Origin of the sequence: Nonomuraea sp. NPDC050202 (assembly GCF_040656115.1) — a bacterium.
Classification (GTDB): Bacteria; Actinomycetota; Actinomycetes; order Streptosporangiales; family Streptosporangiaceae; genus Nonomuraea.
The window spans coordinates 1-23,147 of sequence record NZ_JBFALF010000054.1; the positions used below are offsets into that span (position 1 = coordinate 1).

The 23,147-nt window shown below is 70.6% G+C and carries 22 protein-coding genes and 1 pseudogene; 14 read left to right on the forward strand and 9 right to left on the reverse strand.

All coding sequences use genetic code 11. The features are described from left to right. On the forward strand, window positions 1-390 hold a 390-nt coding region (locus AB0I79_RS57820; protein ID WP_357893638.1), incomplete at its 5' end, for a helix-turn-helix domain-containing protein. A gap of 291 nt (window positions 391-681) precedes the next feature. Here the strand turns inward: AB0I79_RS57820 and rraA are convergent. Genes rraA through AB0I79_RS57835 form a run of 3 tightly spaced genes read right to left on the reverse strand, consistent with a single transcriptional unit; the run spans window position 682 to window position 3,031 of the window. Continuing rightward, on the reverse strand, window positions 682-1,152 hold the full coding sequence (rraA, locus tag AB0I79_RS57825; protein WP_357893640.1) for a ribonuclease E activity regulator RraA: 471 nt from the start codon (window positions 1,150-1,152) through the stop codon (window positions 682-684). Window positions 1,153-1,170: 18 nt separating this feature from the next. Then, a complete protein-coding gene (locus AB0I79_RS57830; RefSeq protein ID WP_357893642.1) occupies window positions 1,171-2,325 on the reverse strand; it encodes an MFS transporter in 1,155 nt (384 codons plus the stop codon). Continuing rightward, the gene (locus AB0I79_RS57835) at window positions 2,318-3,031 is read right to left on the reverse strand and encodes a GntR family transcriptional regulator (RefSeq protein ID WP_357893644.1); all 714 of its coding nucleotides are present in this window, start codon (window positions 3,029-3,031) and stop codon (window positions 2,318-2,320) included. The genes AB0I79_RS57830 and AB0I79_RS57835 overlap by 8 nt, the downstream gene beginning before the upstream one ends. Window positions 3,032-3,269: 238 nt before the next feature. Here AB0I79_RS57835 and AB0I79_RS57840 point away from each other — a divergent pair, with 238 nt between their 5' ends. The 11 genes and pseudogenes from AB0I79_RS57840 to AB0I79_RS57890 form a co-directional block, all read left to right on the forward strand. Next, window positions 3,270-4,415 (forward strand): extracellular solute-binding protein, encoded by a 1,146-nt coding sequence (locus tag AB0I79_RS57840; protein ID WP_357893646.1) that lies wholly within the window; start codon window positions 3,270-3,272, stop codon window positions 4,413-4,415. A 10-nt stretch (window positions 4,416-4,425) separates the two neighbouring features. Then, window positions 4,426-6,177: an iron ABC transporter permease gene (locus AB0I79_RS57845; protein WP_357893648.1), complete on the forward strand. Its 1,752-nt coding sequence runs from the start codon at window positions 4,426-4,428 to the stop codon at window positions 6,175-6,177. Beyond that, window positions 6,170-7,279: an ABC transporter ATP-binding protein gene (locus tag AB0I79_RS57850; RefSeq protein WP_357893650.1), complete on the forward strand. Its 1,110-nt coding sequence runs from the start codon at window positions 6,170-6,172 to the stop codon at window positions 7,277-7,279. Before AB0I79_RS57845 ends, AB0I79_RS57850 begins: the two co-directional genes overlap by 8 nt. Window positions 7,280-7,308: 29 nt before the next feature. After that, on the forward strand, window positions 7,309-8,358 hold the full coding sequence (locus tag AB0I79_RS57855; protein WP_357893652.1) for an isocitrate/isopropylmalate dehydrogenase family protein: 1,050 nt from the start codon (window positions 7,309-7,311) through the stop codon (window positions 8,356-8,358). Beyond that, window positions 8,355-8,996, forward strand: coding sequence for an aspartate/glutamate racemase family protein (locus AB0I79_RS57860; protein ID WP_357893654.1), 642 nt, complete (start codon window positions 8,355-8,357; stop codon window positions 8,994-8,996). The genes AB0I79_RS57855 and AB0I79_RS57860 overlap by 4 nt, the downstream gene beginning before the upstream one ends. Beyond that, a complete protein-coding gene (gene otnK / locus AB0I79_RS57865; RefSeq protein WP_357893656.1) occupies window positions 8,993-10,213 on the forward strand; it encodes a 3-oxo-tetronate kinase in 1,221 nt (406 codons plus the stop codon). Before AB0I79_RS57860 ends, otnK begins: the two co-directional genes overlap by 4 nt. Beyond that, window positions 10,210-10,821 carry a 3-oxo-tetronate 4-phosphate decarboxylase gene (gene otnC, locus AB0I79_RS57870; protein WP_357893658.1) on the forward strand — a complete coding sequence of 204 codons (612 nt, stop codon included), beginning with the start codon at window positions 10,210-10,212 and terminating at the stop codon, window positions 10,819-10,821. The genes otnK and otnC overlap by 4 nt, the downstream gene beginning before the upstream one ends. Next, a complete protein-coding gene (locus AB0I79_RS57875) occupies window positions 10,818-11,873 on the forward strand; it encodes an Ldh family oxidoreductase (RefSeq protein ID WP_357893660.1) in 1,056 nt (351 codons plus the stop codon). Before otnC ends, AB0I79_RS57875 begins: the two co-directional genes overlap by 4 nt. Next, window positions 11,861-12,106, forward strand: coding sequence for a putative quinol monooxygenase (locus AB0I79_RS57880; RefSeq protein WP_357893662.1), 246 nt, complete (start codon window positions 11,861-11,863; stop codon window positions 12,104-12,106). The genes AB0I79_RS57875 and AB0I79_RS57880 overlap by 13 nt, the downstream gene beginning before the upstream one ends. A 14-nt stretch (window positions 12,107-12,120) precedes the next feature. After that, window positions 12,121-14,673, forward strand: a complete 2,553-nt coding sequence (acnA, locus tag AB0I79_RS57885) for an aconitate hydratase AcnA (RefSeq protein WP_357893738.1) — start codon at window positions 12,121-12,123, stop codon at window positions 14,671-14,673. Between the two features lie 322 nt (window positions 14,674-14,995). After that, window positions 14,996-16,187: pseudogene (locus tag AB0I79_RS57890) on the forward strand (IS256 family transposase); the annotation flags it as partial. A 57-nt stretch (window positions 16,188-16,244) separates the two neighbouring features. Here the strand turns inward: AB0I79_RS57890 and AB0I79_RS57895 are convergent. After that, window positions 16,245-16,745, reverse strand: coding sequence for a MarR family transcriptional regulator (locus AB0I79_RS57895; RefSeq protein ID WP_357893664.1), 501 nt, complete (start codon window positions 16,743-16,745; stop codon window positions 16,245-16,247). Window positions 16,746-16,805: 60 nt separating this feature from the next. On the opposite strand from AB0I79_RS57895, the gene AB0I79_RS57900 reads away from it, so the two are divergent. Beyond that, window positions 16,806-17,924 carry an amidohydrolase family protein gene (locus AB0I79_RS57900; RefSeq protein WP_357893666.1) on the forward strand — a complete coding sequence of 373 codons (1,119 nt, stop codon included), beginning with the start codon at window positions 16,806-16,808 and terminating at the stop codon, window positions 17,922-17,924. Here the strand turns inward: AB0I79_RS57900 and AB0I79_RS57905 are convergent. The 4 genes from AB0I79_RS57905 to AB0I79_RS57920 all read right to left on the reverse strand — a co-directional run bounded on the left by AB0I79_RS57905 (window position 17,845) and on the right by AB0I79_RS57920 (window position 22,346). Beyond that, window positions 17,845-18,753, reverse strand: a complete 909-nt coding sequence (locus tag AB0I79_RS57905) for a transposase (protein WP_357893668.1) — start codon at window positions 18,751-18,753, stop codon at window positions 17,845-17,847. The two genes, AB0I79_RS57900 and AB0I79_RS57905, sit on opposite strands and share 80 nt — an antisense overlap. Then, the gene (locus AB0I79_RS57910) at window positions 18,711-19,349 is read right to left on the reverse strand and encodes a transposase family protein (RefSeq protein WP_357893670.1); all 639 of its coding nucleotides are present in this window, start codon (window positions 19,347-19,349) and stop codon (window positions 18,711-18,713) included. Before AB0I79_RS57910 ends, AB0I79_RS57905 begins: the two co-directional genes overlap by 43 nt. Before the next feature lie 116 nt (window positions 19,350-19,465). Further along, on the reverse strand, window positions 19,466-20,743 hold the full coding sequence (locus AB0I79_RS57915) for a DUF3500 domain-containing protein (RefSeq protein WP_357893672.1): 1,278 nt from the start codon (window positions 20,741-20,743) through the stop codon (window positions 19,466-19,468). A 286-nt stretch (window positions 20,744-21,029) separates the two neighbouring features. Next, on the reverse strand, window positions 21,030-22,346 hold the full coding sequence (locus AB0I79_RS57920) for an FAD-dependent oxidoreductase (RefSeq protein WP_357893674.1): 1,317 nt from the start codon (window positions 22,344-22,346) through the stop codon (window positions 21,030-21,032). Between AB0I79_RS57920 and AB0I79_RS57925 the strand changes: the two genes are divergently transcribed. Then, window positions 22,260-22,442 carry an ATP-binding protein gene (locus AB0I79_RS57925; protein ID WP_357893740.1) on the forward strand — a complete coding sequence of 61 codons (183 nt, stop codon included), beginning with the start codon at window positions 22,260-22,262 and terminating at the stop codon, window positions 22,440-22,442. The two genes, AB0I79_RS57920 and AB0I79_RS57925, sit on opposite strands and share 87 nt — an antisense overlap. 184 nt (window positions 22,443-22,626) lie before the next feature. Here the strand turns inward: AB0I79_RS57925 and AB0I79_RS57930 are convergent, their stop codons facing one another. Beyond that, entirely contained in the window at window positions 22,627-23,076 is a 450-nt protein-coding gene (locus tag AB0I79_RS57930) for a helix-turn-helix domain-containing protein (RefSeq protein WP_357893676.1), read from the reverse strand. Window positions 23,077-23,147: the final 71 nt, after the last annotated feature.

The window sequence follows — 23,147 nt, forward strand, 5'->3', positions numbered from 1 at the left end:
GTCCGGCGCTCACCCAGCCTGCGGGCGAGTACAGCCAGGCCGCGTCGGCGGGCGGCCCTGGACGCCCATGGGGTGGAGATGGCCCGCGCGCTGTACGAGATGAAGGGCGAGGACGGCAAGCGCCGCTACACCGTCCAGCAGATCGCCGACCGGCTCGGCGTCAGCCGCGCCACGATCTACCGCCACCTCGATCCGGACAAGCCGGTCTCGGCGGACGACAGCGCGGTCCCGGTGCTGGCGTCCGCCGCGGCCCTCGGCCTCGCCGTTCCCACGCGACCCGCCGTGGTCGGCGTCGGTCCCAGCCACGACGCAGGTCCGCCCAGGCCAGGTGGGAGCCAAGCCGGCCGTTGCGGCCGTCTGCGAGAAGCCGCTCGCGGTGGATCCCCATGAGGCCGCGGAAATAGACGAGACTGATGCCTGCCCGGAGACGGAGACGGCACAGTCGACGGTGATCACGGCATTTCGGGCTGAGCTCTGTTCTCAACGCCGTGACGCTGCCGGCGATCTTCAAGAGGGGGCACAGGCTGGTAGGGGCGACCGAGCGAACCGGTCGGTGGACGCGGTACAGAAGGGCTCCCGTCACCGGCATGGCGGCGGTGACGGGAGCCCTTCTGTACGGCGGCGCGGCCCCCATGCCGCGGCACGCGGCGACGCGCTCGGTCTACTGCGGCGCACGTCCGGTCATCGGCGGGTGACGAGGATCCCGTCGTCGTCGGAGAACAGCTCGGCGCCCGGGTGGAAGGTGACGCCTCCAAAGGTGACCGGGACGTCGCGTTCGCCGGTGCCCTGCTTGCCGCTCTTGCGGGGGTTGGAGCCGAGTGCCTTGATGCCCAGGTCCAGCTCGCGGAGGGCGGCGACGTCGCGGACCGCGCCGTTGATGACCACGCCGGCCCAGCCGTTCGAGACGGCCATGCCGGCAATGACGTCGCCCATGAGCGCGGTGTGCAGGGAGCCACCGCCGTCCACGACCAGCACCCGGCCCTCGCCCGGCTCGGCGAGGATCGACTTGAGCAGGGCGTTGTCCTCGTGGCACAGGACGGTCACGACGGGCCCGGCGAAGGCGTGGCGTCCGCCGTACTGGCGCAGTTGCAGGTCGCAGGAGTCAAGCTGGTCGCCGCGCTCGTCGTACAGGTCGGCAGTGACGATGGTCATGATGGTGGAGAACCCTTTCTAGGGATCGACGGGTAGCCGCCGGGCCGCGATGCCGGCCCAGCCAAGGGTGATCGCAGTCACGAGCAGAACGCCACCAGTGCCGAGCCCGGCCACCATGAGGCCGGCCGCCCCCGGGATGAAAAGCTGGCCGGTGCGGTTGCCGACCAGGCGCAGTGACATGGCGCGGCCGCGCATGCCCTCGGGGGCCGATTCGGCCAGCCAGGACATCGTCAGCGGCTGCCCGACGCCGAGGCCGAAGCCCACGACGACGAGCAGTGCCGCCAGCAGCCACAGGGGCATGGGTACCGGTGTGAGCAGCATGCCGGCGGCCGCCCCCAGGGTGCTGACGACCAGCAGCCGGCGCCGGCCCACGGCGCGGGCGAGGCGGCCGAGGAAGAAGCGCGAGATCGTGGAGGCGAGCCCGCGGAGTGTGAGCAGGAGACCCACGGCGCTCGCGGTCAGCCCGAGTTCGGCGCCGAGCGCGGGCAGGTAGGCCAGGGTGATGTCGACCGCGGCCAGCACCACGCAGCTCGTCAGCAGGGCGTGCGCGAGTCCGGGTAGTCGCAGCAGCGTCCGCAGGTCGCCGTCGTCGGCTTCGGCGCGGCCGGTCGGGTGGTTCGGGAGCAGGGCCGACAGCGCAAGGAGCAGCAGGGACAGGCCACAGGAGGCGGCAAAGATACTGCCGGTGTCGGGGATGGCGGCCTGGCCGCCGAACGCGGCGATCAGCAGCGGGCCGGCGGCCTGGCCGAGGGAGGCGGCGAAGGTGTAGTGGCCGAAGGCGGTGTCATGGCGGCCGCGTTCGGTGGTGTTGGCGACCAGCGCCTGCTGCGCGATGACGCTGCCCAGATGCCCGGTGCCGAGCAGGATCCCTGCCGCGACGAGACCGGCGACGGTGTGGCCGATCGTGGTGAAGGCGGTCGCGGCGGCGGTCAGGAAGAGCGCGCCCGCCAGGGCCATGCGACGCTCGCCGTAGCGGTCGGCGGCGTGCCCGGCGGGCAGGGCCAGCAGCAGCGGCGCGAGGGCGAAACTGGCGCCGAGCACGCCGAGCCAGACGGGCGGCACGTCCAGCTCGATCGCCCGGTAGGACATGGTGGGGCGCAGCACGAACGTGACGATCTGGGTGCCGGCGGCGTGAGCCAGCAGGGCGGCATGCCGATGCCGGAATTCAGGCATCGGCCTCGCCCTCGACGGCGGAGTCCTCCGCGGGGTGATGCTTGCGCAGCCGCCAGGCGGCCTGGGCGCCGAGGCTGGTGTCGATGTGCTCGCGCATGACGGCGGCGGCCGAGTCGGCGTCTCCCGCGATGACGTACTCCAGCAGGGCCTCGTGCTCGGCGGCCTTGCGGTCGCGGGCCGCCTGGCCGCGCTCGACCTCCAGGGCCAGGCGGCGGTAGCGGTCGGCCTTGTCCCACAGTCCGTCGAGGGTCTGGATGAGCAGGTCGTTGTGCGAGGCCGAGTAGAGCGCAGCGTGGAACTTGCGGTGGGCGACGAGCTCCTCGTACGCGGGGTTGCCCGGCAGCGGTCTGAGGCCCTCCAGCGCGGCGCGCATGGCGGCGATGTCGGCCTTCGTACGGCGTTCGGCGGCCAGCGCGACGGCGAGCGGATCGAGGCTACGGCGCATTTCCAGCAGGTCGCGGGCCTCCTCGGCGGCCAGGGGCGCGACACGGGCGTCGCGGTGGGCGTCGAGCTCGACCAGCCCTTCGCTCTTGAGCCGGCGCAGCGCCTCTCGCAGCGGGGTGGTGCTGATCCCGATCTCACGGGCGAGCTGCGCCTGCGCGATGACCGAGCCGGGAAGCAGCGCGCCGGACAGGACGAGCTCCTTGACGCGGAGGTAGGCGAAATCCGCTTTGGTGGTGTAGATCTCGGCCGCTGATTCGCTCATCGCTGTCCTGTCTCATCGGTGACGGTTATAACGTACACCGAGATCCCGCCTTATCCGCAAGTGCCGGATCTACCGGCTATGTCGCCTGTCTTACCTCTAGAGACGCTATAAGGCATCTAAAGGGCTGAAGGCGTTACATTCCGGAAACGGGGGGTTGACGCCATAGGTTATAACGAAGCAGAGTGTGCGACATCGCAGGCGGCGGCTGGTCGGCCGCGCCTGGTCTAGGAGGAAGCACATGATCACCTTCCACCCCCCTCTCCGCGCCCTTGGCGCCGCCGTACTCGCTCTCGGCCTGCTCACGGCATGTGGCGGTGGTGGCGAGGCGGCGAAGGAACCGCCGCCGAACCAGATCGCGACGGGACAGGCCCCGTCGTACTACCCGGCCGACTACTCCCAGCTCATCGAGGCGTCCAAGAAGGAGGGCGGCACTCTCACCATCTACTCCAACACCGACCAGGAGAACTGGGCGCCGATCTTCCGCGACTTCAGCAAGAAGTACCCGTGGGTGACGAAGATCGCGGCCAACAACCTGGACAGCGACGAGGTGTTCCAGCGAGTGCTCAGCGAGCAGGCCACGGGTAGCTCGCCGGCCGACCTGGTGGTGTCGAACGCCGCCCAGGCGTGGGCCGACTTCGGGGCAAGGCAGGGCACCCTGATGGAGTACGCCTCGCCGGAGAAGGACAAGCTGCCCGACTTCGGCGAGCTGATGCCCCACGTGTACGCCATGTCGATCGACCCGCTGTCGATCGCCTACAACACCTCGCTGCTGCCCGGGAAGCCGACCGGCCTGAAGAGCCTGGCCGCGATCCTGGCCAAGGACCCCGCCCAGTACAAGAGCAAGATCACCACGAGGGACGTGGGCGGCGCGTTCGGCTTCACCGTCTCGCACGCCTTCGCCGCCGCCCGCCCGGACTCCTGGACCTCGCTGCAGTCGGTGCTGCCGCTGGCCAGGCCGGAGACCTCGTCCGGCACCCAGCTGGAGAAGATCACCTCGGGTGAGTACGTGGCCGGCTTCTTCGTCAGCGCCGCCCCGGCGTACCCGGTGGTCGAGAAGAGCGGCGGCCTGCTGGCGATCTCCTTCCTCGACGACGGCACGGTCGCGCTGCCGCGCGGCATCGGCATCGCCGCCAAGGCGCCGCACCCGGCCACGTCGAAGCTGTTCGTGGACTTCGTCCTGTCGCAGGAGGGGCAGCGCGCGGTGGCCGAGGGCGGCCTGACCTCTTACCGGGACGACGTGCCGGCCGCCGAGGGGCTGCACACCTACCAGGAGCTGGTGAAGGCCGTGGGCCAGGACAGCGTGATCCTGGCGAAGTACGAGAAGGTCCCCGACGCCGAGGTCAAGTCCTTCACCGACAAGTGGAACGGCCTGCTCGGCCGCTGAGAGGAACGCGATGACCACCCTGTCCCCGCCGCGCCGCCCGGTGCATCCGCCACCGCGCTACCGCAGGCCGCTGGGGCTGAGCCGGGAGAGCTGGCTGCAGTACACCGTGCTGCTCCTGCTGGCCGTCCTGGTGCTGGCGCCGGTCGTGCCGACGCTCTACCAGTCCTTCCTGGACCGCCCCCTCTACGAGGCCGGCGGCGTCCTCGGCGTGGACAACTACGTACGGCTGTTCACCGAGGCGGGCTTCGGCCGGGTCGTGCTCAACACTGCGCTGTTCGCCGGGCTGACCACCGTGCTCAGCCTGCTCATCGCGGTGCCGATGGCCGTGGTCGTGGTGCGCACGAAGTTGCCCGGCGGCCGGCTCTTCGCCGCCGCCATGCAGTGGCCGTTCTTCATCTCCTCGCTCATCCTCGGCTTCGGCTGGATCACCATGTACGGCCCGGCGGGCTTCGTCAGCGTCGAGGTACGCCGCCTGCTCGGCTTCCTGCCGTGGAACCTCTACTCGATCCCCGGCATGGCCCTCACCGAAGCGGTGGCGCTGGCGCCGATCGTCTACACGTTCTGCGCCAACGCGCTGCGCCAGAGCGACGCCTCACTGGAGGCGGCCGCGCGGGTGTGCGGCGCGGGCCCGCTGCGCATCCTGCGCTCGGTGGTCCTGCCGCTGCTGCGCCCGCCCGTCGTCTACGCCTCGATCCTGGTGATCAGCATGTCGGTGGAGACGCTGAGCGTGCCGCTGCTGTTCGGGCAGCCGGTCGGCATCGACGTCTTCTCCACGTTCCTGTACCGCAACGGCCTGCAGTCGATCAACCCGGACTACGGCGTGCTCGGCGCGGCCTCGGCGATCATCCTGCTGGTCACCATCAGCCTGGTCGCGTTGCAGGCCAAGCTGCTGAAGAACGCGCAACGCTTCGTCTCCGTACGCGGCAAGGCCACCCGGCCCCGCCCGCTCGACCTGGGGTGGCTGAAATGGATCAGCGTCGCCGCCATCGCCGTCTACGTCGTGATGGGGGCCCTGATCCCCATCGGCGGGCTGGTGTTCCGCTCGTTCACGCAGGTGTTCACGCCGCTGCAGTCGCCGTTCAAGACCCTCACCGGCGACAACTACGAGCGCATCTTCACCTACCCCGTGTACGTACAGTCGATCGTCAACAGCCTCCTGGTCGCCGCGATCGGCGCGGTCCTGGTCAGCGTGCTGTCACTCCTGGCGGTCATGGTGGCCCGGCGGTCGGACTTCCGCTTCCACCGGGCAGTGGAGTACCTGGCGCTCGCCCCGCAGGCCATGCCCGGCATCATCGTCGGCATCGGCCTGTTCTGGGCGCTCGCCTTCGCTCCCTTCGGCCTCGGTTCCCTCATCCAAGGCACGCTGTGGGCGCTGATCATCGGGTTCGGGCTGCGCGCGCTGCCCAGCGGATTCGGCTCCATCGCGCCATCGGTCATGCAGATCGGGCGCGAGCTGGACAACGCCGCCCGGGTGTCGGGGGCCGACTGGGTGCGCACGTTCACCCGCATCCTCGCGGCGTTGGTGCGGCCGGCCTTCGCCGGCGCGCTGATCCTGACGTTCGTGACGCTGCTCAAGGAGTACTCCCCCGCGGTGTTCCTCGCCTCGGCCGACTCCAACATCATCGGCACGACCATGCTCGAACTGTGGGTGCAGGGCAACACCGGCTCAGTGGCCGCGCTGGCCAGCCTGCAGATCGCCATCACCGCGACCTTCGTCGGGCTCGCCGGACTACTCCTCAAGGGACGTGACAAGAATGCCTGAGGTCAAGGTCGCCCACCTGTCCAAGCAGTTCGGGGACAACGCCGTCCTGCGCGACATCAGCTTCACCATCGCCGACGGCGAGTTCTTCACCCTGCTCGGCCCCAGCGGCTGCGGCAAGTCCACCACCCTGGCCTGCATCGCCGGCCTGGAACGGCCCACCGGCGGCAGCATCTCCGTCGGCGAGACCACGTTCGTCGACAGCGGCACGTTCGTGCCGCCCGAGGGCCGCAACCTCGGCATGGTGTTCCAGTCGTACGCGCTGTGGCCGCACATGACCGTCGCCCAGAACCTCGCCATGCCCCTCAAGATCCGCAAGGTCGACCGGCGCGAGCAGGACACGCTCATCACCGAGGCCCTGGACAAGGTGGGGCTGGCCGAGCTGAAGGACCGCTACCCCCACCAGCTCTCCGGCGGCCAGCAGCAGCGCGTCGCCCTGGCCCGCGCGCTGGTCTACTCCCCCAGCGTGCTCCTGCTCGACGAGCCGCTGTCCAACCTGGACGCCAAGCTGCGCGACCAGGCCCGCGCCTGGCTCAAGCGGCTGCAGACCGAGCTCGGCATCACCACCGTGTACGTCACCCACGACCAGGACGAGGCCCTGGCCCTGAGCGACCGCATCGCCGTGATGTCCAGGGGCGACATGGTACAGATCGGCACCCCGACGGAGATCTACGAGACGCCCGCGACCGTCGAGGTCGCCGCCTTCGTCGGCCGGTGCAACTTCCTGCCCGGCGTCATGACCGGCCCCGCCGAGGTACGGCTGGACTGCACGGGCCAGACCATCACCGTCCCCGCCGGGACCGCCGGCACCGGCACTGGCGTCACCGTGGCCGTCCGGCCGGAACAGCTGGAGATCCTCCCCGCCGGCCGCAGCGCCGCCACCGGCGCGAACGTGCTCACCGCCGAGGTGCTCACCAGCTCCTACGTCGGCTCCCGCTACGAGTACGACCTGCGCCTGGGCGACCACGTGATCCAGGCCGAGACCACCCGCCCCGGGCTGACCGGCGAGGTCACCCTCGCCGTCGAGCCCTCCGCCTGCCTGCTCTACCCGACCACCGACGCCCTGCCCGAGGACGTCGAAGCGCTCATCACCATCACACAGTGAGGACCTCTGTGACTTCCTACCGTCTTGGCGTGCTCGAAGGCGACGGCATCGGCCCCGAGATCGTCCCCGCGTCCGTCCTGGTCGTGGACGCTGCGCTGGCCGCGGCGGGCGCCGCCCCCGTCGAGTGGGTGAACCTGCCGCTGGGCGCCTCGGCCATCGACACGCACGGCGTGGCCGTACCGGAATCGACGCTGACCGCGCTGGGAGAGCTGGACGCGTGGCTGCTCGGTCCGCACGACAGCGCCGCCTACCCCGAGCCGCACCGCTCCACGCTCAACCCCAGCGGCACCATCCGCAAGCACTTCGACCTGTTCGCCAACATCCGCCCGGCCAAGTCGTTCGAGGGCGCCGACGCCGTCGTGCCCGGCACCGACCTGGTCATCGTCCGCGAGAACACGCAAGGCTTCTACGCCGACCGCAGCACCTACAAGGGCACCGGCGAATTCATGCCCACCCCCGACGTGGCCATCGCCATGGGCATCATCACCCGCCCCGCCGTCGAGCGGATCGCCGTCGAGGCGTTCGAGCTGGCCTCCCGCCGCCGCGGCAAGCTCACCATCGTGCACAAGGCGAACGTGCTGAAGCTCACCACCGGCCTGTTCCGCGACGTCTGCCGCGAGGTCGCCGCCCGCTACCCGGACGTCGCTGTGGACGACTTCCACATCGACGCGATGACCGTGCACCTGGTGCGGCGGGCGAAAGACTTCGACGTCATCGTCACCGAGAACATGTTCGGCGACATCTTGTCCGACCTGACCGGTGAGCTCGCCGGATCGCTCGGCATCGCACCGTCCATCAACGCCTCCCACGAACGCGCCATGGCCCAGGCCGCCCACGGTTCCGCTCCCGACATCGCCGGGCGCGACCTGGCCAACCCGATCGCGATGATCCTCTCCAGCGCCATGCTGCTCGACTGGCTCGGCGCCCGCCACCAGGACCCCGCCCTGGCCCGGGCCGCGACGCTGATCGAGACGGCGGTCGCCGGCACCGTGCGGGGCGGGACCCGTACCCGCGACATGGGCGGCACGGCGGGCACGCGCGCGTTCGCCGAGGCCGTCGCCACCGGTGTGAAGCGATGAGGGTCGCGGTCGTCAACGCCACTCCCGCCTCGGTGCAGCCGGCCACCGACGGGCTCGCCGAAGGGTTCCCGGAGGCCGTCGCCTGGCATCTCATGGATGACCGGCTCGTCACCGAGGCCGACGCGGCGGGCGGCATGACGCCCGCGCTGATGCGCCGCATGCTCTCCCTCATCGACTACGCGGTCCGCGGCGGCGCCGACGCGGTGCTGCTGTCCTGCTCCATGTACGGGCCTGCCGCGAAGCTGGCGCGGCGGCTGTACGACGTTCCGGTCACGGGTTCGGACGAGGCCATGTTCGCCGACGTCGCCTGCCGCCGGCCCGGCACGGTCCTGGTGCTCGGCTCGCTGGAGTCGGCGGCGGCGGACTCGGCCCGGCGGCTCCAGGACGTGGCGGACGGTGTCGAGGTACGCGCGGTCGCGGCACCGGGCGCCGCCGCCGCGGCCGCCGCCCACGACTGGCCGGATCTGACAGACGCGCTCGCGCGGGCCGCCGCTCCCACCCTCGACGAGGTGGATCTGGTGCTGCTCGGGCAGTACTCGATCAGCGCGGTCCACGCCGAGCTCGGCGAGCGGCTCGGCGCGCCGGTGCTGAGCCCGCCGCTCGCGGCGGCAACGGCGCTGCGCAAGGCGCTGTCATGAGCCCGGTGCTCGGCTGCGTGGCCGACGACTACACCGGGGGCACCGACGTCGCCGCCGCCTTCCGGCGGTCCGGGCTGCGGACGGTCCTGCTCTTCGGACCGCCGCGGGCCGGGACGGTCGTCCCCGACAGCGACGCGGTGGTCGTCGCGCTCAAGACCCGCTCGGTGCCGGCCGGCGAGGCGGTCACCGCCTCGCGCGCCGTGCAGGACTGGCTGACCGGCCAAGGGGTCCAGCGTCTGTATTTCAAGTACTGTTCCACGTTCGACTCCACCGACCATGGCAACATCGGCCCAGTCGCCGACGCGCTGGCCGAGGCGGCCGGGGCCCGGCTGACCGTCGTGTGCCCGGCTTCTCCGGAGCACGGTCGCACCGTCTACCAGGGGCATCTGTTCGTCGGCGATCGGCTGCTGTCCGACTCGCCGATGCGGCACCACCCGCTCACCCCGATGACCGACCCCGACCTGGTCCGCGTCCTGGCCCGGCAGACTCCGAACGAGGTCGCCCTGGTCCCGCTGCAGACGGTGGAACGCGGCGTGGAGGCCGTGCGGACCGCGCTGACGGAACTGGAGGCGCGCGGCGTGCGCCACGCCGTGGTCGACGCCGTGCATGACGGCCACCTCACTGTTGTCGCCGGTGCCACCACGCAGCTGCCCGTGATCACGGGCGCCTCGGGTCTGGCACGCGCGGCCGGGGCCCTCACCGGCGTGGACCTGCTCGCAGGAGATGGCGTGCCGGCGCTGCCGCCAGGCCCGTCCGTGGTGCTCGCGGGCAGTTGTTCGGCGGCCACGCTGGAGCAGGTGGCGCTGGCGCGGGCGAGCATGCCCGCCCACCGGCTCGCCCCGCACGACAGCGCGCCGGCCGAGGCGCTGGAGTGGCTGGAGAGCCGCCTCGCCGAGGAAGGACGAGTGATGATCTATTCCTCCGCGCCGCCGGAGGAGCGCTCCCCCGGGGCGGCCGCGTTCCTGGAGCGGGCGCTGGCGGAAGTGGCGGTACGGGCCGCCGAGCTGGGCGCGGGCCGCATCGTCGTGGCCGGCGGCGAGACCTCCGGCGCCGTGGTGAACGCCCTCGGCGTGTCCGGCGCGATCGTCGGCGCCGAGGCGGACCGCGGCGTCCCCTGGCTGCACCCCACCGGCCGGGAAACGCGCCCGGCGCTACTGCTCAAGTCCGGCAACTTCGGCCGCCCCGACCTCCTCGTCCGAGCCACGGAGACGCCATGACCGACCTGGCGCACCAGATCGCCGAGCTGAGCGCGTCCATGTTCCAGCGGCGGCTCACCCACGGCCGTACCGGCAACCTCAGCGCACGGGTGGGCGACGGATTCCTCATCACCCCGACCGGCGGCTCGCTGGGCACCGTGACGCCCGGCGACCTGGCACTCGTCGACCTTCAGGGCAGGCACCTGGACGGGCCGCGCCCGTCGAAGGAGGCGTTCCTGCACGCCGCCCTCTACCGCGCCCGCCCGGACGCCGGCGCGGTCGTCCACCTGCACAGCACCCACGCCGTCGCCGTGTCCTGTCACGACGGCCTCGATCCCGACGACGTGCTGCCGCCCCTGACCGCCTACTACGTGATGCGCGTCGGGCGGCTGCCGCTGCTGCCCTACCACGCGCCCGGTGACCCCGCCCTGGGCCCGATCGCCGAGCGGGCCGCCCGCACCGCGCACGCCCTGCTGCTGGCCAACCACGGCCCGATCGCCGCCGGCGCGAGCCTCGCCGCCGCCGCCGACACGATCGAGGAGCTGGAGGAGACGGCGCGGCTGTGGCTGCTGCTGCGTGACCGGCCCACCCGGCCGCTCACTCCCGACCAGGTCAGGAGCCTGTCATGATCCCACCGTCCGAACTGACCTCGTTCGGGACCGCGGTCCTGACCTCGCTCGGCGTCCCCGAGCCCGACGCGCGGCTGGTGGCCGACAGCCTGGTCACGGCCGACGCGTGGGGGCATCCCTCACACGGCATGCTGCGCCTGGAGTGGTACGCCGCCCGGCTGCGCTCCGGCGCCATGCGGGCGGCGACCGAGGTGGCCACCGTGCTCGACGGCGGCGCCGTCGCCGTCCTCGACGGCCAGGACGGCGTGGGCCAGGTCGTCACCGCGTACGCGGCCCGCGACGCCGTACGCAGGGCGGGCGAGCACGGCGTCGGCGTGATCGCGGTCCGCAACGGCAACCACTTCGGCACCGCCGCCTACTTCACCCGCATGATCGCCGCCGAGGGCTGCGTCGCCCTGCTGACCACCAACGGCAGCCCCGCCATGGCCCCCTGGGGAGGCCGGGAGAAGAGCGTCGGCGCCAACCCGTGGTCGATCGCGGTGCCCGGTGGCGTGCGCGGCCTGGTCGTGCTCGACATCGCCAACACCACCGTCGCCCGGGGCAAGATCTACGCCGCCCGGGAACGCGGGGAGCCCATCCCCGAAGGCTGGGCCCAGGCGGCGGACGGCTCCCCCACCACCGACCCGCGCGAGGCCATCGACGGGCTCATCCTGCCCATGGCCGGGCACAAGGGGTACGGCATCTCGTTCATGATGGACGTGCTGTCCGGCGTGCTGACCGGCAGCTCGTACGCCACCGGCGTGGCCGGCCCGTACGTGCCGGACCGGCGCAGCGGCTGCGGCCACCTGCTGCTCGCGCTCCGCCTGGACGCCGTGGCCGACCCCGGCGACTACGCCCGCCGGCTCGACGACCTCATCGACCGCACCAAGGCCGTCCCACTCGCCCCTGGCTACGACGAGATCTTCTACCCCGGCGAGATCGAGGACCGCAACGCCGCCGCGACGGCCCTCACCGGCGTACGCCTGCCCGACAGGACGCTGAGCAGCCTCGAACGGCTGGCCGACACGTGCGAGCTCGCGCGGCCGGAGTGGATGAGCGCATGTTCGTCGTGATCGTCCACCTCCAGGTACGGCCCGGCCGCCTCGACGCCTTCCGCCAGGGCATCGAGATCAACGCCCGCGCCAGCAGGCAGGAGCCCGGCTGCCTCCGCTTCGACGTGCTACGCAGCGAGGAGGACCCGCACCGGTTCATCCTGTACGAGATCTATCGCGACCAGGCCGCCTTCTTCACCGAGCACCGCAACACCTTCTGCCATCCCGTCTCGTTGCAAGGGCAGGATTCGTGACCGACTTTCTCACCGTGGGCGCCCGCCGCTACCGCATCCACCCCGTGGCCGCACCCGCCCGCCTGCCGTACAGCCTGCGCATCATGCTGGAGAACCTGCTCCGTCACGGCGCCCCCGCCGGCCAGGTGGCGGCGTTGGCCGGATGGCAGCCGCACGGCGACCGGACCGAGGCTGTGGACCTGCATCCCGCCCGCGTGTTCCTGCACGACACCAACGGCGTGCCCGCGCTCGCCGACCTGGCCGCCATGCGCGACGCCATGGCGGCACTCGGCGGCAACCCGGAGCGCGTCAATCCGGCCATCCCCGCCGAGCTGGTGGTGGACCACTCGATCATCGCCGACGTGTTCGGCCGCCCGGACGCGCCGGCTCGCAACGCCGAGCTGGAGTACGAGCGCAACGCCGAACGCTACCGCTTCCTGCGCTGGGGGCAGGCGTCGCTGCGCGACTTCACCGTGGTGCCGCCCGGCAAGGGCATCATGCACCAGATCAACGTCGAGCACCTGGCCCGCGTGGTCATGCGCGACGGCGACGAGGCCTACCCCGACCTGTGCCTCGGCACCGACTCGCACACCACCATGGTCAACGGGCTCGGCACCCTCGGCTGGGGCATCGGCGGCATCGAGGCCGAGGCCGCCATGCTCGGCCAGTCGGTCTCCATCCTCGTCCCCGACGTGATCGGCGTGCGGCTGCACGGCGAGCTGCCGGTCGCCGCCACCGCGACCGACCTCGTGCTCACCCTCACCGAACGGCTGCGCGCCCACGGCGTCGTCAGCAAGATCGTCGAGTTTCACGGGCCGGGCGTCACCGCGCTGCCGGTCACCGACCGGGTGACGCTGTCCAACATGAGCCCGGAGTTCGGCTCGACCGCCGCGCTGTTCCCCATCGATGCCGAGACCATCCGCTACCTGCGCTTCACCGGCCGCTCCGACGAGCACGCCGACCTGGTCGAGGCGTACGCCAAGGCGCAGGGGCTGTGGCACGACCCCGGCGTGCCGCCCCTCTACACCGCCGACCTCGATCTCGACCTCGGCACCGTCGTCCCGTCCCTGGCCGGTCCCCGCCGGCCGCAGGACCGGATCCCCCTGGAAGGGGTCAAAGCCGCGTTCCGGGCTCAGGAGCACCCGCCGGCGCGGGCAAGGCTGGCCGGCGGCGGCCAGGAGATCGGGCACGGCGCCGTCGCCATCGCCGCCATCACCTCCTGCACCAACACCTCCAACCCATCCGTCATGATCGCCGCCGGGCTGCTCGCCAAGAGAGCCGCCGAGCGCGGGCTGCGTGCCAAGCCCTGGGTGAAGACCACCCTGTCCCCCGGCTCCCGCGTCGTCATGGACTACTACGGCCAGGCCGGCCTGACCCCCGCCCTGGAGCGACTCGGCTTCACCCTGGCCGGATTCGGCTGCATGACCTGCATCGGCGCCTCCGGCCCGCTCATCGAGGAGGTGTCGCAGGCCGTCGCCGAGCACGACCTCGACGTCGCCGCCGTGCTGTCCGGCAACCGCAACTTCGAGGGCCGCATCCAGCCCGAGGTCCGCTCCAACTACCTCGCCTCCCCGCCGCTCGTCGTCGCCTACGCCCTGGCCGGCACCGTGGACATCGACCTCACCACCGAGCCCCTCGGCACGGACACCGACGGACGGCCCGTCTACCTGCGCGACCTGTGGCCCAGCCCGCAGGAGGTGCGCGCCGTCATCGACGAGGTGATCCGCCCGGAGATGTTCACCCGCGCCTACGCCGACGTCTTCGACGGCGACGAACGCTGGCAGCGCCTCGACGTCTCCGGCTCGGCCACCTACCCGTGGGACCCCGGCTCCACCTACGTGCGGCGCGCCCCCTACCTCGACGGGATGTCACCCGAGCCGCCGCCCCTCACCGACATCACCGGCGCCCGCGTCCTGGTCAAACTCGGCGACTTCATCACCACCGACCACATCTCACCACCGGGCGCCATCCCGCCGTCCAGCCCCGCCGGCCAGTACCTGACCGGCCTCGGCGTGCCCCGCCACCAGCTCAACACCTACGCCTCCCGCCGCGGCAACCACGAGGTCATGATGCGCGGCGCCTTCGCCAACGTCCGCCTGCGCAACCACCTCGCCCCCGGCACCGAGGGCGGCCTCACCCCGAACCTCCTCGACGGCGGCCGCATCGTCACCGTCTACGAGGCCGCCCGCGCCTACCAGGCCGCCTCGGTGCCCACCGTCGTCCTGGCCGGCGACGGCTACGGCGCCGGATCCTCCCGCGACTGGGCCGCCAAGGGGCCCGCCCTGCTCGGCGTGAAAGCCGTCCTCGCCAAGTCCTTCGAACGCATCCACCGCTCGAACCTCGTCGGCATGGGCGTGCTCCCCCTGCAGTTCCTCCCCGGCCAGGGCCCCGACGAGCTCGGCCTCACCGGCCACGAGACCATCACCGTCACCGGCCTCACCGGACCGGACATCCCCCCGACCCTGACCGTGACCGCCGACGCCACCACCTTCGAGGTTCGTCCCCGCCTCGACACGCCGCGCGAGGCCGACTACTACCGGCACGGAGGCATCATGCCCTACGTACTGCGCCACCTGCTCGCAGATTGAGGCTTCCTACGAGAAGGGGTCTCAGCGCTGGCCGCATGTCCCCGACAAACGCGGCACAGCGCAACCAGTCTGAATGCGTGAACGGCGCGGCGGTGCTGTGGCCACAGCCGCTTGTTCCGGTGGGTACCGGTGTGGCCATGATTCGTAGTGCGGTGCACACCGAAGCCCCGACTGCTCTGCCTGTTCCGAGTCGCACAGGGCGACGCGGCCGTCGCTCAGGGGCGCCTCTTCCATGCAGTCGCCGCTGCCCCCGACCGGGTCGTGCTGAGGAAGCCCCAAGGAGACCAAGAACAAGGAGTCGGATCGGGAGCTGGTGGCCCGGCTGGTCGACCAGGCCCGCACCGAGGGCGTGGAACTGGTCCGGGAGAACGGGCTCCTCGGCCGGCTGACCAGGCTGGTGCTGGAGTCCGCGCTGGAAGGCGAGATCACCGACCATCTCGGCTACGACAAGCACCAGCGCGGTGCTGGCGAGACGGGCAACAGCCGCAACGGTGCCCGCTCCAAGACCGTCATCACCGACGTCGGCCCGGTGGAGATCAGCGTGCCACGGGACCGGGACGGCAGCTTCGAGCCGAAGATCGTGCGCAAGCGGCAGCGGCGGTTGTCCGGGGTTGATGAGATGGTCATTTCGCTGGCCGCCAAGGGTCTGACCACCGGCTAGATCTCCGCCCACCTGGCCGAGGCCTACGGCGCGCAAGTGTCCAAGCAGACCATCTCCACCATCACCGACAAGGTGCTGGACGGCATGGCCGAGTGGCAGAACCGGCCGTCTACCCGGTCCTGTTCATCGACGCCATCCACTGAAGCTGCGCGAGGGCCAGGTCGCCAACCGGCCCATCTACGTCGCGCTGGCAGTCACCGTCGACGGCGAGCGCGACATCCTCGGCCTGTGGGCCGGCGACGGCGGCGAGGGCGCCAAGTTCTGGCTGCACGTGCTGACCGAGATCAAGAACCGCGGCGTCACCGATGCGCTGATGGTGGTCTGCGACGGGCTCAAGGGGCTGCCGCAGGCCATCGAGACCGTCTGGCCTCAGGCCGTCGTGCAAACCTGCGTCGTTCACCTCCTGCGTGCCTCGTTCCGGTATGCCGCCCGCCAGCACTGGGACGCCATCGCCAAAGCGCTCAAACCGGTCTACACCGCCCCGACCGAGGCCGCCGCGCTCGAACGCTTCATGGAGTTCACCAAGCTTTGGGGCGGCAGATACCCGGCGATCGTGAAATTGCGGGAGGACGCCTGGGCCGAGTTCGTGCCCTTCCTCAACTTCGACACCGAGATCCGCCGGGTGATCTGCTCGACCAACGCCATCGAGTCGGTCAACGCCCGCATCCGCCGGGCGGTCAAGGCCCGCGGCCGCTTCCCGAACGAGCAGGCCGCGCTCAAGTGCGTCTACATGGCGATCATGAGCCTCGACCCGACCGGCAAGGGCCGCAAGCGCTGGATCACCCGCGGGGAGGCCGCCCTGAACGCCTTCGCCATCACCTTCGAAGGCCGCCTGACCCCGACCACCCGTTAATCACGCAAGATCGAGATACACCACTGACTGGACACACCCAATATCAGGCGGATGACACTAGCGGAAGCGGCGGCGTCCCACGACCGACAGCACGCCGCGCAGCGCGTCGGCGGCCTGCCGTACGGACTCCTCCGGGACTCCCGCCACCGCCTCGGTGTGGGCGCGCACGGAGGCGCGCATCGCGGCCGAGGCGAGCTCCAGGCCCGAGGGCGTCAGCTGCACGAAGCGGCTGCGCGCGTCCTCGGCGTTCTTCGAGCGCTCCACAAGTCCGACGGCGGCCAGCCGCTGCAGGACGTTGCTGGTGCCGCCCGAGGTCAGCATGAGGGCCCGCGACAGCTCGCTGGGCTTCATCCGGTACGGCTCGCCGCCCCGCATCAGGGCCGCCAGCACGTCAAATTCGGCATAGGTGAGTCCCAGCTCCGACAGTTCCGCCTTGAGCGCCTGCTCGAACACCGCTCCGATCAGCGTGATCCGCTTGCTGAGCTCCAGCGCGGCCACGACCGGTGGCGCCAGGTGTCCCTGCCACGACTTCGCCAGCGCGTCGATCTCGTCCTGCACGCCCCCAGGCTACTAGCCACCCATGTTGCTTTCTAAAAAGCTTTTTCTTAAGCTTTCAGTATGAGCATACTGATCAAGAACGGGATCGTGGTGGACGTTGAGCGTGCCGAGGCGGCGCGTGCGGACGTCCTGATCGACGGCGACACGATCGCAGGCGTGGGCAGCGGCCTCACGGGCGACGAGGTGATCAACGCCACCGACCGGATCGTGCTGCCCGGCTTCGTCGACACCCACCGCCACACCTGGCAGTCAGGTCTGCGCGCGATCCTGCCCGACGCCGACTTCCCCTCCTACCTGCGCAAGATACTGGGCGAGCTCGCCCCGGGCTTCACCCCGCAGGACGTCTATGAGGGCAACCTGGCGGGCGCGCGGGAATGCCTCGACTCCGGCATCACGACCCTGCTGGACTGGTCGCAGATCCAGCACACCCCCGAGCACACGGACGCGGCCGTCGAGGGCCTGAGCCATGCTGGGATCCGCGCGGTCTACGGCTACTCCCACACCGACCCGGTCACGATCGCGCGGGAGGCGGCCCGATTGAAGCCCGGCCCGCTGCTCACCCTGCAGTTGGCCGCTTTCGGACCCGACTTCGTCGGCCGCGAAGCGGCGCTGCGCGAGCGCGCAGTCGCCGAGGAGCTCGGCCTGCCGGTCACCGTCCACGTGCGCGGCGACGACGGGCTGGGCGTCTTCGGCGAGGGGACCACCTACATCCACGCCACCTCCATGACCGACGAAGGGCTCAGGCGCGTGGCCGGTGAGGGCGGCATGCTCTCGGTCTCGCCCTTCAGCGAAGTCCGGCTCGGCATGGGCCAGCCGCCGCTGCGGCGGGCCAGGAGCGCGGGCATCGCGGCCGCGCTGGGGGGCGACACCGTGACCGGCGGGCCCGGTGACATGTTCAGCCTGATGCGGGCCATGTACGTGCTGGACGCCGGGCTGACCACTCGCGACCTGATCCGGGTCGCGACCATCGAGGGCGCCCGGGTGGCGGGCCTGGAGGAGGTGACCGGCTCGATCCGGCCCGGCAAGCAGGCCGACCTGGTGCTGCTGCGTACAGACACCCTCGGCATGGCGTCGGCGCACGACCCGATCGGCGCGGTGGTCATGAACGCCGACGTGAGCGCGGTCGACACCGTCCTGGTCGCGGGCCGGGTGGTGAAGAAGTCCGGCCACGTGCGCTGACGCGGACATAGCGGCCCGTCCGACCAGGGAGCTTAAGAGGTGATCCGAAAATTGGTGGTTCAGTGGGCAGGCGGCAGCGAACGCCAGGGGGTCGGGCGGTTCGCGAGGTTGTCACTTCAGGGGCTCTGCCAAGATTCCCGTGGTAACGCTCAGTTCCTAGCGATGGTGAGAAGTATCCGTTTCGGAGCAGGGCGAGACCGGCTCGCCCGTACATCTGCCGTTTCAGTAATTTGATCTTGTTGACCACGCCCTCGGTGGGGCCGTTGCTGTAGGGCAGGGTGAGCCCGGCGGCGACGGCGTCGTGGTCGATGAGCAGCCCTTCGGCGAAGGAGCGCAGGGGCTGCAGATCGGTGGCGCGGACTTCGGCGATCCACTCGTCGAGCCGGTGTCCCTGGCGCTGGGTGAGCAGGCTGGCGAAGGTGCGTACGTGCTCGGTGGCCTGCTTCAACTCCAGGCAGCAGTCCAGCACTTTATGCAGCCGGGCCGTGTGGCCGGGGCTGAGGTGGGCCGGGTCGGTCATGATCCAGATGGCGACGCGGCGGGGTGAGGGCGGTGGCTGGGCGTCTTCGGCGCGTCCTTGGCCCAGGTAGCGGTACAGCAGGGTGGAGCCGCCCTGGTACCCCATGGACTTGATCTCTTGCAGCAGGGTCTGCGCGGTCACGCCGGGTTCGGCGGCCCAGCGGCTGCGCAGGTGGTCGCGGAACGGGTCGACCAGTGTGGCGCCCCGTTTCGGGGTGCCGATCAGTTGCTCGACGCGTGGGGCGCGGGCGTACTTCTTGACGGTGTTCAGGGCGAGGTTGAGCCGGCGGGCGATCTCGTTGTTCGCCACGCCTGTTGTTGCAGCCAGTGGGCGAAGGAGACGCCGAGCCGATCGGGCAGCACATCCAGGCAGCGATGGGTGACGGCATCGATGATGACGGTGGCATACCGCTGACCCCGTTTGATCGCGAAGTCGTCGACGCCGATCGCCGTCGGGACGGCCGGCGGCTGCTCCGGCAGTGCCATCAGGGTGCTCAGCACGCTGGTACGGCTGAGCAGGAACCCGGTCGTGGCCAGGAGAGCGGCTCCGCCTCGCCCGGCCAGCGCCAGCGCGCACGCGATCACCAGCGCCGTCGCGCCCGGCGTGCGACGCCCGTAGCGGCCGGCCAGACCCGGCACCTGCTCGTGGAAGGTCTGCCGCGCGCAGTCCAGGTTGATGCACACCAGGCGTCGTAACCTCAGCTCGATCACCACGGGCAGCCCGCCCACCGGGCGATCGGCCAGGCGCCGCCGGTGATAGCCGTGCACCTTACCCGTGACCACCCCGCACGAGGGGCAGCACACCGGGTCGCCTCGTGTGCGGGCCGACACCCGGATCTGGCCGTCCTGGCGGTCTATCTGCTCGATCTCCACCGCGGCCAGGTGCGGGAAGAGCACGGTCACCATGTCACGGTTGCACACCGTTCACGGTCTCATCCAGAGCAGCGGAGTGTGGACGGAACGGCACATTCTGTCACCACAGGAAACTTGGCAGAACCCCTGGAGTGATACCTCCAGCCCTTTCAGGAGTGGCCGGTCTCCAGGTGTTGTTTGAGCAGGTCCATGCCGTAGTCGTTGCCGTTGGGGGTGCGTACGACGGTGTGGATGTGGTTACGGGTGGGGGCGCCGCCTTGTGCGGCGCCGTACGAGGCAGCCAGGGGGCCGGGCTGCTGGGCGTCGTATTCGATGAGGATGACCGGGCTGTGGACCCGGTAGTAGAAGACGGCGTCGTCGTCGGTGGCGCCGGCCCAGGAGAAGTAGGTGTCATCGAGGTGGGCTGCGACCTCCTTCATTTTCACCTTGGCGTGGCCGTCGTCGATGTTGCCGACGTAGACCTCGATCAGGTCCAGGAGCTTCTGCTGCTGGGCCGCAGCCAAGGTGCTGCCCTGAACGCCCTGGTAGGGAATCTGCGCGTTGTCCTGGAACGCGGCGCTCTTCTCGTTGTCGCCGGTCTTGCTGGAGGAGACGATCGCCTTCTCCTGCTGAGCGCTCGTCAGGGAGTTGATCATGGCGAGGCCGGCCTGGGTCTCATCGGTGAACAGGACGATCTCCTCGCCGTTGTACGTGCCGGAGGCCGGCTCGGTACCCATGAACGTCGGCGTCATCACGACCTGGTCGCCGAGCACGAAGTAGTTGATGGCCAGATGGTGCCCCTCGAACTGGAAGCCCCACGGGGCCGTCGCGGAGGGCGTGCCCATCACGGTGAAGTAGTAGGCCTCCTCGTTGAACTGGTCGGTCTGCTTGATCAGTTCCCCGGCGACCTGGTTGAGCCGGATGATGTTGCGGGTCTGCTTCAGCCCGCGGGCGCTCAGCCCGGCCTGCAGCAGCGCGAACCCGGCCGTCTTCTGCACATCGCTCAGGTCCGCCAGCGAGACCCCCGCGCGCGCGTAGGCGTGGACGTTGCTCCACTTGAACCACTCGTCCGCCTCGACGTCGAAGAGCGTCTCCGCCTTCTGGTCCGCCGACAGCGCAGCGAGGAAGGCGGTCGCCTCGGCCCGTACCTCGTCGGTGCTGACTCCGGTGGAGTGGACGGAGTACAGGTCCTCGACCACGGTGCCGTCGGTGGTGATCCCCTTGAAGTCGGCATAGGTGACCGGTGTGCCACCCCCCGGTCCACCCCCCGGCCGGCCCGAAGGCGGGCCACCGGCGGCGGACGAGGGTGAGGAGGACGCCGAGCCGCCGTCCGAGCCGCACGCGCCCGCCATGACGGCAACGGCCGCCACTCCGCCGGACAGCAGTACGCGATTCATGAACGACCGCCGGCTGAGCATCTTCCCGGCGGATGAGGAGTGAGGTGTCATGCGCTCGATCGTGTCCAGGGACGATTAGAGGAATCTGAGAGCGGCATTGAGCAACTCCTGAACTTCCCGCCGAACCACTGAGAGATCAAACCGTATTCGGCTCAAACCGGTGAACAGCCTGACCGACCAGCGGGTTTCCCGATTCCGAGTGGAGGTGGTGGTCTTTTCGACGCCTTGGACATGGCCACTCCTCGCGCTGCTCCTCAAACGGCGGACATGGCGCGTTGTCGATGCGGTGCTCCAGGTGGAGCGGATCTGCGCGGCGGTGACGTTCGATGACGTCGTCTTAGTCCAGAGCGAGGCGCACCGGACCGCGCGCCGGGTCGGCGCCTGTCATGAGGGCGAAGGGGACGCGGAAGACCCGGCCAGGGGCGGCCGGCCACGGCACCCTGATCCGGCCGATGAGGCGTCCGTCTTGGGTGGCGGTGATCCGTGGAAGCGTGCGGAAGGCGTCCGACCACAGCAGGAGCTTGCCTCGGGCGAGCGGCGGCCCGCCGGGGTACACCAGCTGCGGCGCGACCCAGCGCAGCGGCGCCTCGGCCACCAGCGGCACCCCACCCGCCGGGGCAGGGTCGCCGGCCAGGTGCCGCAGGATGGCGGCGGCCACGTGGCGGCCGTCGAGCGCGGCGACGTCGGCGGTGTCGACCGGGTGCAGCAGGTTCCCGGCAGCGAACACCCCGGGAAGGCTCGTGGCCAATGCGGTGTCCACGCGGGGCCCGAGGGTGGCGGCGTCCATCTCCAGGCCGCCGAGGCGGGCCAGCTCGTGGTCGGGGATCCAGTCGCCGGTGGTGATCACGGTGTCGCAGGGGACGCGGTGGCGTCTGCCGGTGTCCAGGTTCTCGATGTCGACGGAGGTCACCCGTCCCTTGCCGTTGATGGCGACGAGACGGGTGCGGGCGCGGACGTGCACGCCGAAGGCCAGCCGTCCGGGGATGCTGAAGGCGGTGTAGGCCTCGGGCTTGGCGTACTCGCTGGTCATGAGCACCGTGCGGCAGCCCGCCTCGTGCAGGGTCAGCACCGCCGACCAGCTGACCAGTTCGGCGCCGATGACCACGGCGCGCCGTCCGACCTCGCGGTGGTGAAGGTGGACGAGGTTCTGCAGCTGTCCGGTGGTGTAGACGCCGTCAGGCCGATCGCCTGGGATGAGCCGGGCGGGGCGGGGCCGCTCGCGGGCACCGGTCGCCAGGACCACCGCGTCGGCCTGGACGAGGCGGCGGCCGTGCGGCGAGGTGACCTCCAGCGTCCGCTCTCCTGCCCAGCCGGTGACCATGGCCTCGGTCTCCAGCCGCGCCCCGGCCTCGAGCGCCGAGCGGGACAGCCTGCGCGCATAGGCGGGGCCGGAGATGAACCTGCGCAGGTCGCGGATGCCGTAGCCGGGGTGGTCGCTGTGCCGGGGGATGCCGCCGGTCTCCTGCTCGCGCTCCAGGACCAGGACGTCGCCGTCCACGGCCGGGGCGAGCGCCGCGGCCGCGGTCAGCCCCGCGGGCCCGAGCACGTGCCCCACTTGTTCGAACGGCTGTATCGGGTCGGCCAGGGCCGCTCCAGGGCCAACGGCGGAGCCGGGCTCGGGCTGGCCATCGTGGCCGCCATCGTGCAAGCCCATGGTGGCCGAGTCGAGGTGGAGACAGCACCGGGGCAGGGTGCGACCTTCCGCGTGCTCCTACCTCAGTATCCCGAGGCGGCTCCCAGCCTTCGTTGATCTACGCTCGGCAGACCACCAGGCCTCGCCCGTCGCTCCGAAGCGACGTCCTCCCACACGGCGGCCTAACCATGATCGGCACAGCGCACAGCCCCGTATCCCGCGCCGCCGACCGCACATGCACCCTCGAAACGCTCAAGATGCGTAAATGCGGCTGAGAGGAATTGTCAAATGCTGTGGATGGCTAGGGCTGTGTTTGTGGCGAATGGGTGGCGTCGTAGTGGCGTCGGTTGCTGTTGATTTCTTGTCGGTGTGTGGTGGCCCATTCGGCAAGCGCGGCGACGGAGTCAAGCAGTGTTTCGCCAAGTGGGGTGAGCGCGTAGTCGACGCGCGGAGGAACGCTGGGGTGCACGGTCCGGCTGAGGAGGCCATCGCGCTCAAGTTGCCGCAGGGTCAGGGTGAGCATGCGCTGCGAGATCCCCGTGACCGCGCGGTGCAGTTCGCTGAAGCGCAGGGTTCGGTTGCGGAGCTGCCCGATGACCAGGATGCTCCACTTGTCGCCGATCAGGGCGAGGATCTGCAGCACCTGTCGGCATACCTCGTCATCCGGCTCGCGACCGCCCGCGTCTTCTGGCGCCGGTGGCGTGACGTCGCGGCGCTGCCCGGCTGGTGAGGTGCTCCTGGAGAGCGTCAAGGGTTACCTCCATGTACGTCACCGACACAAATGTGCCGTCTTGCCACCGACAGGGCAGTGACAAATCATGC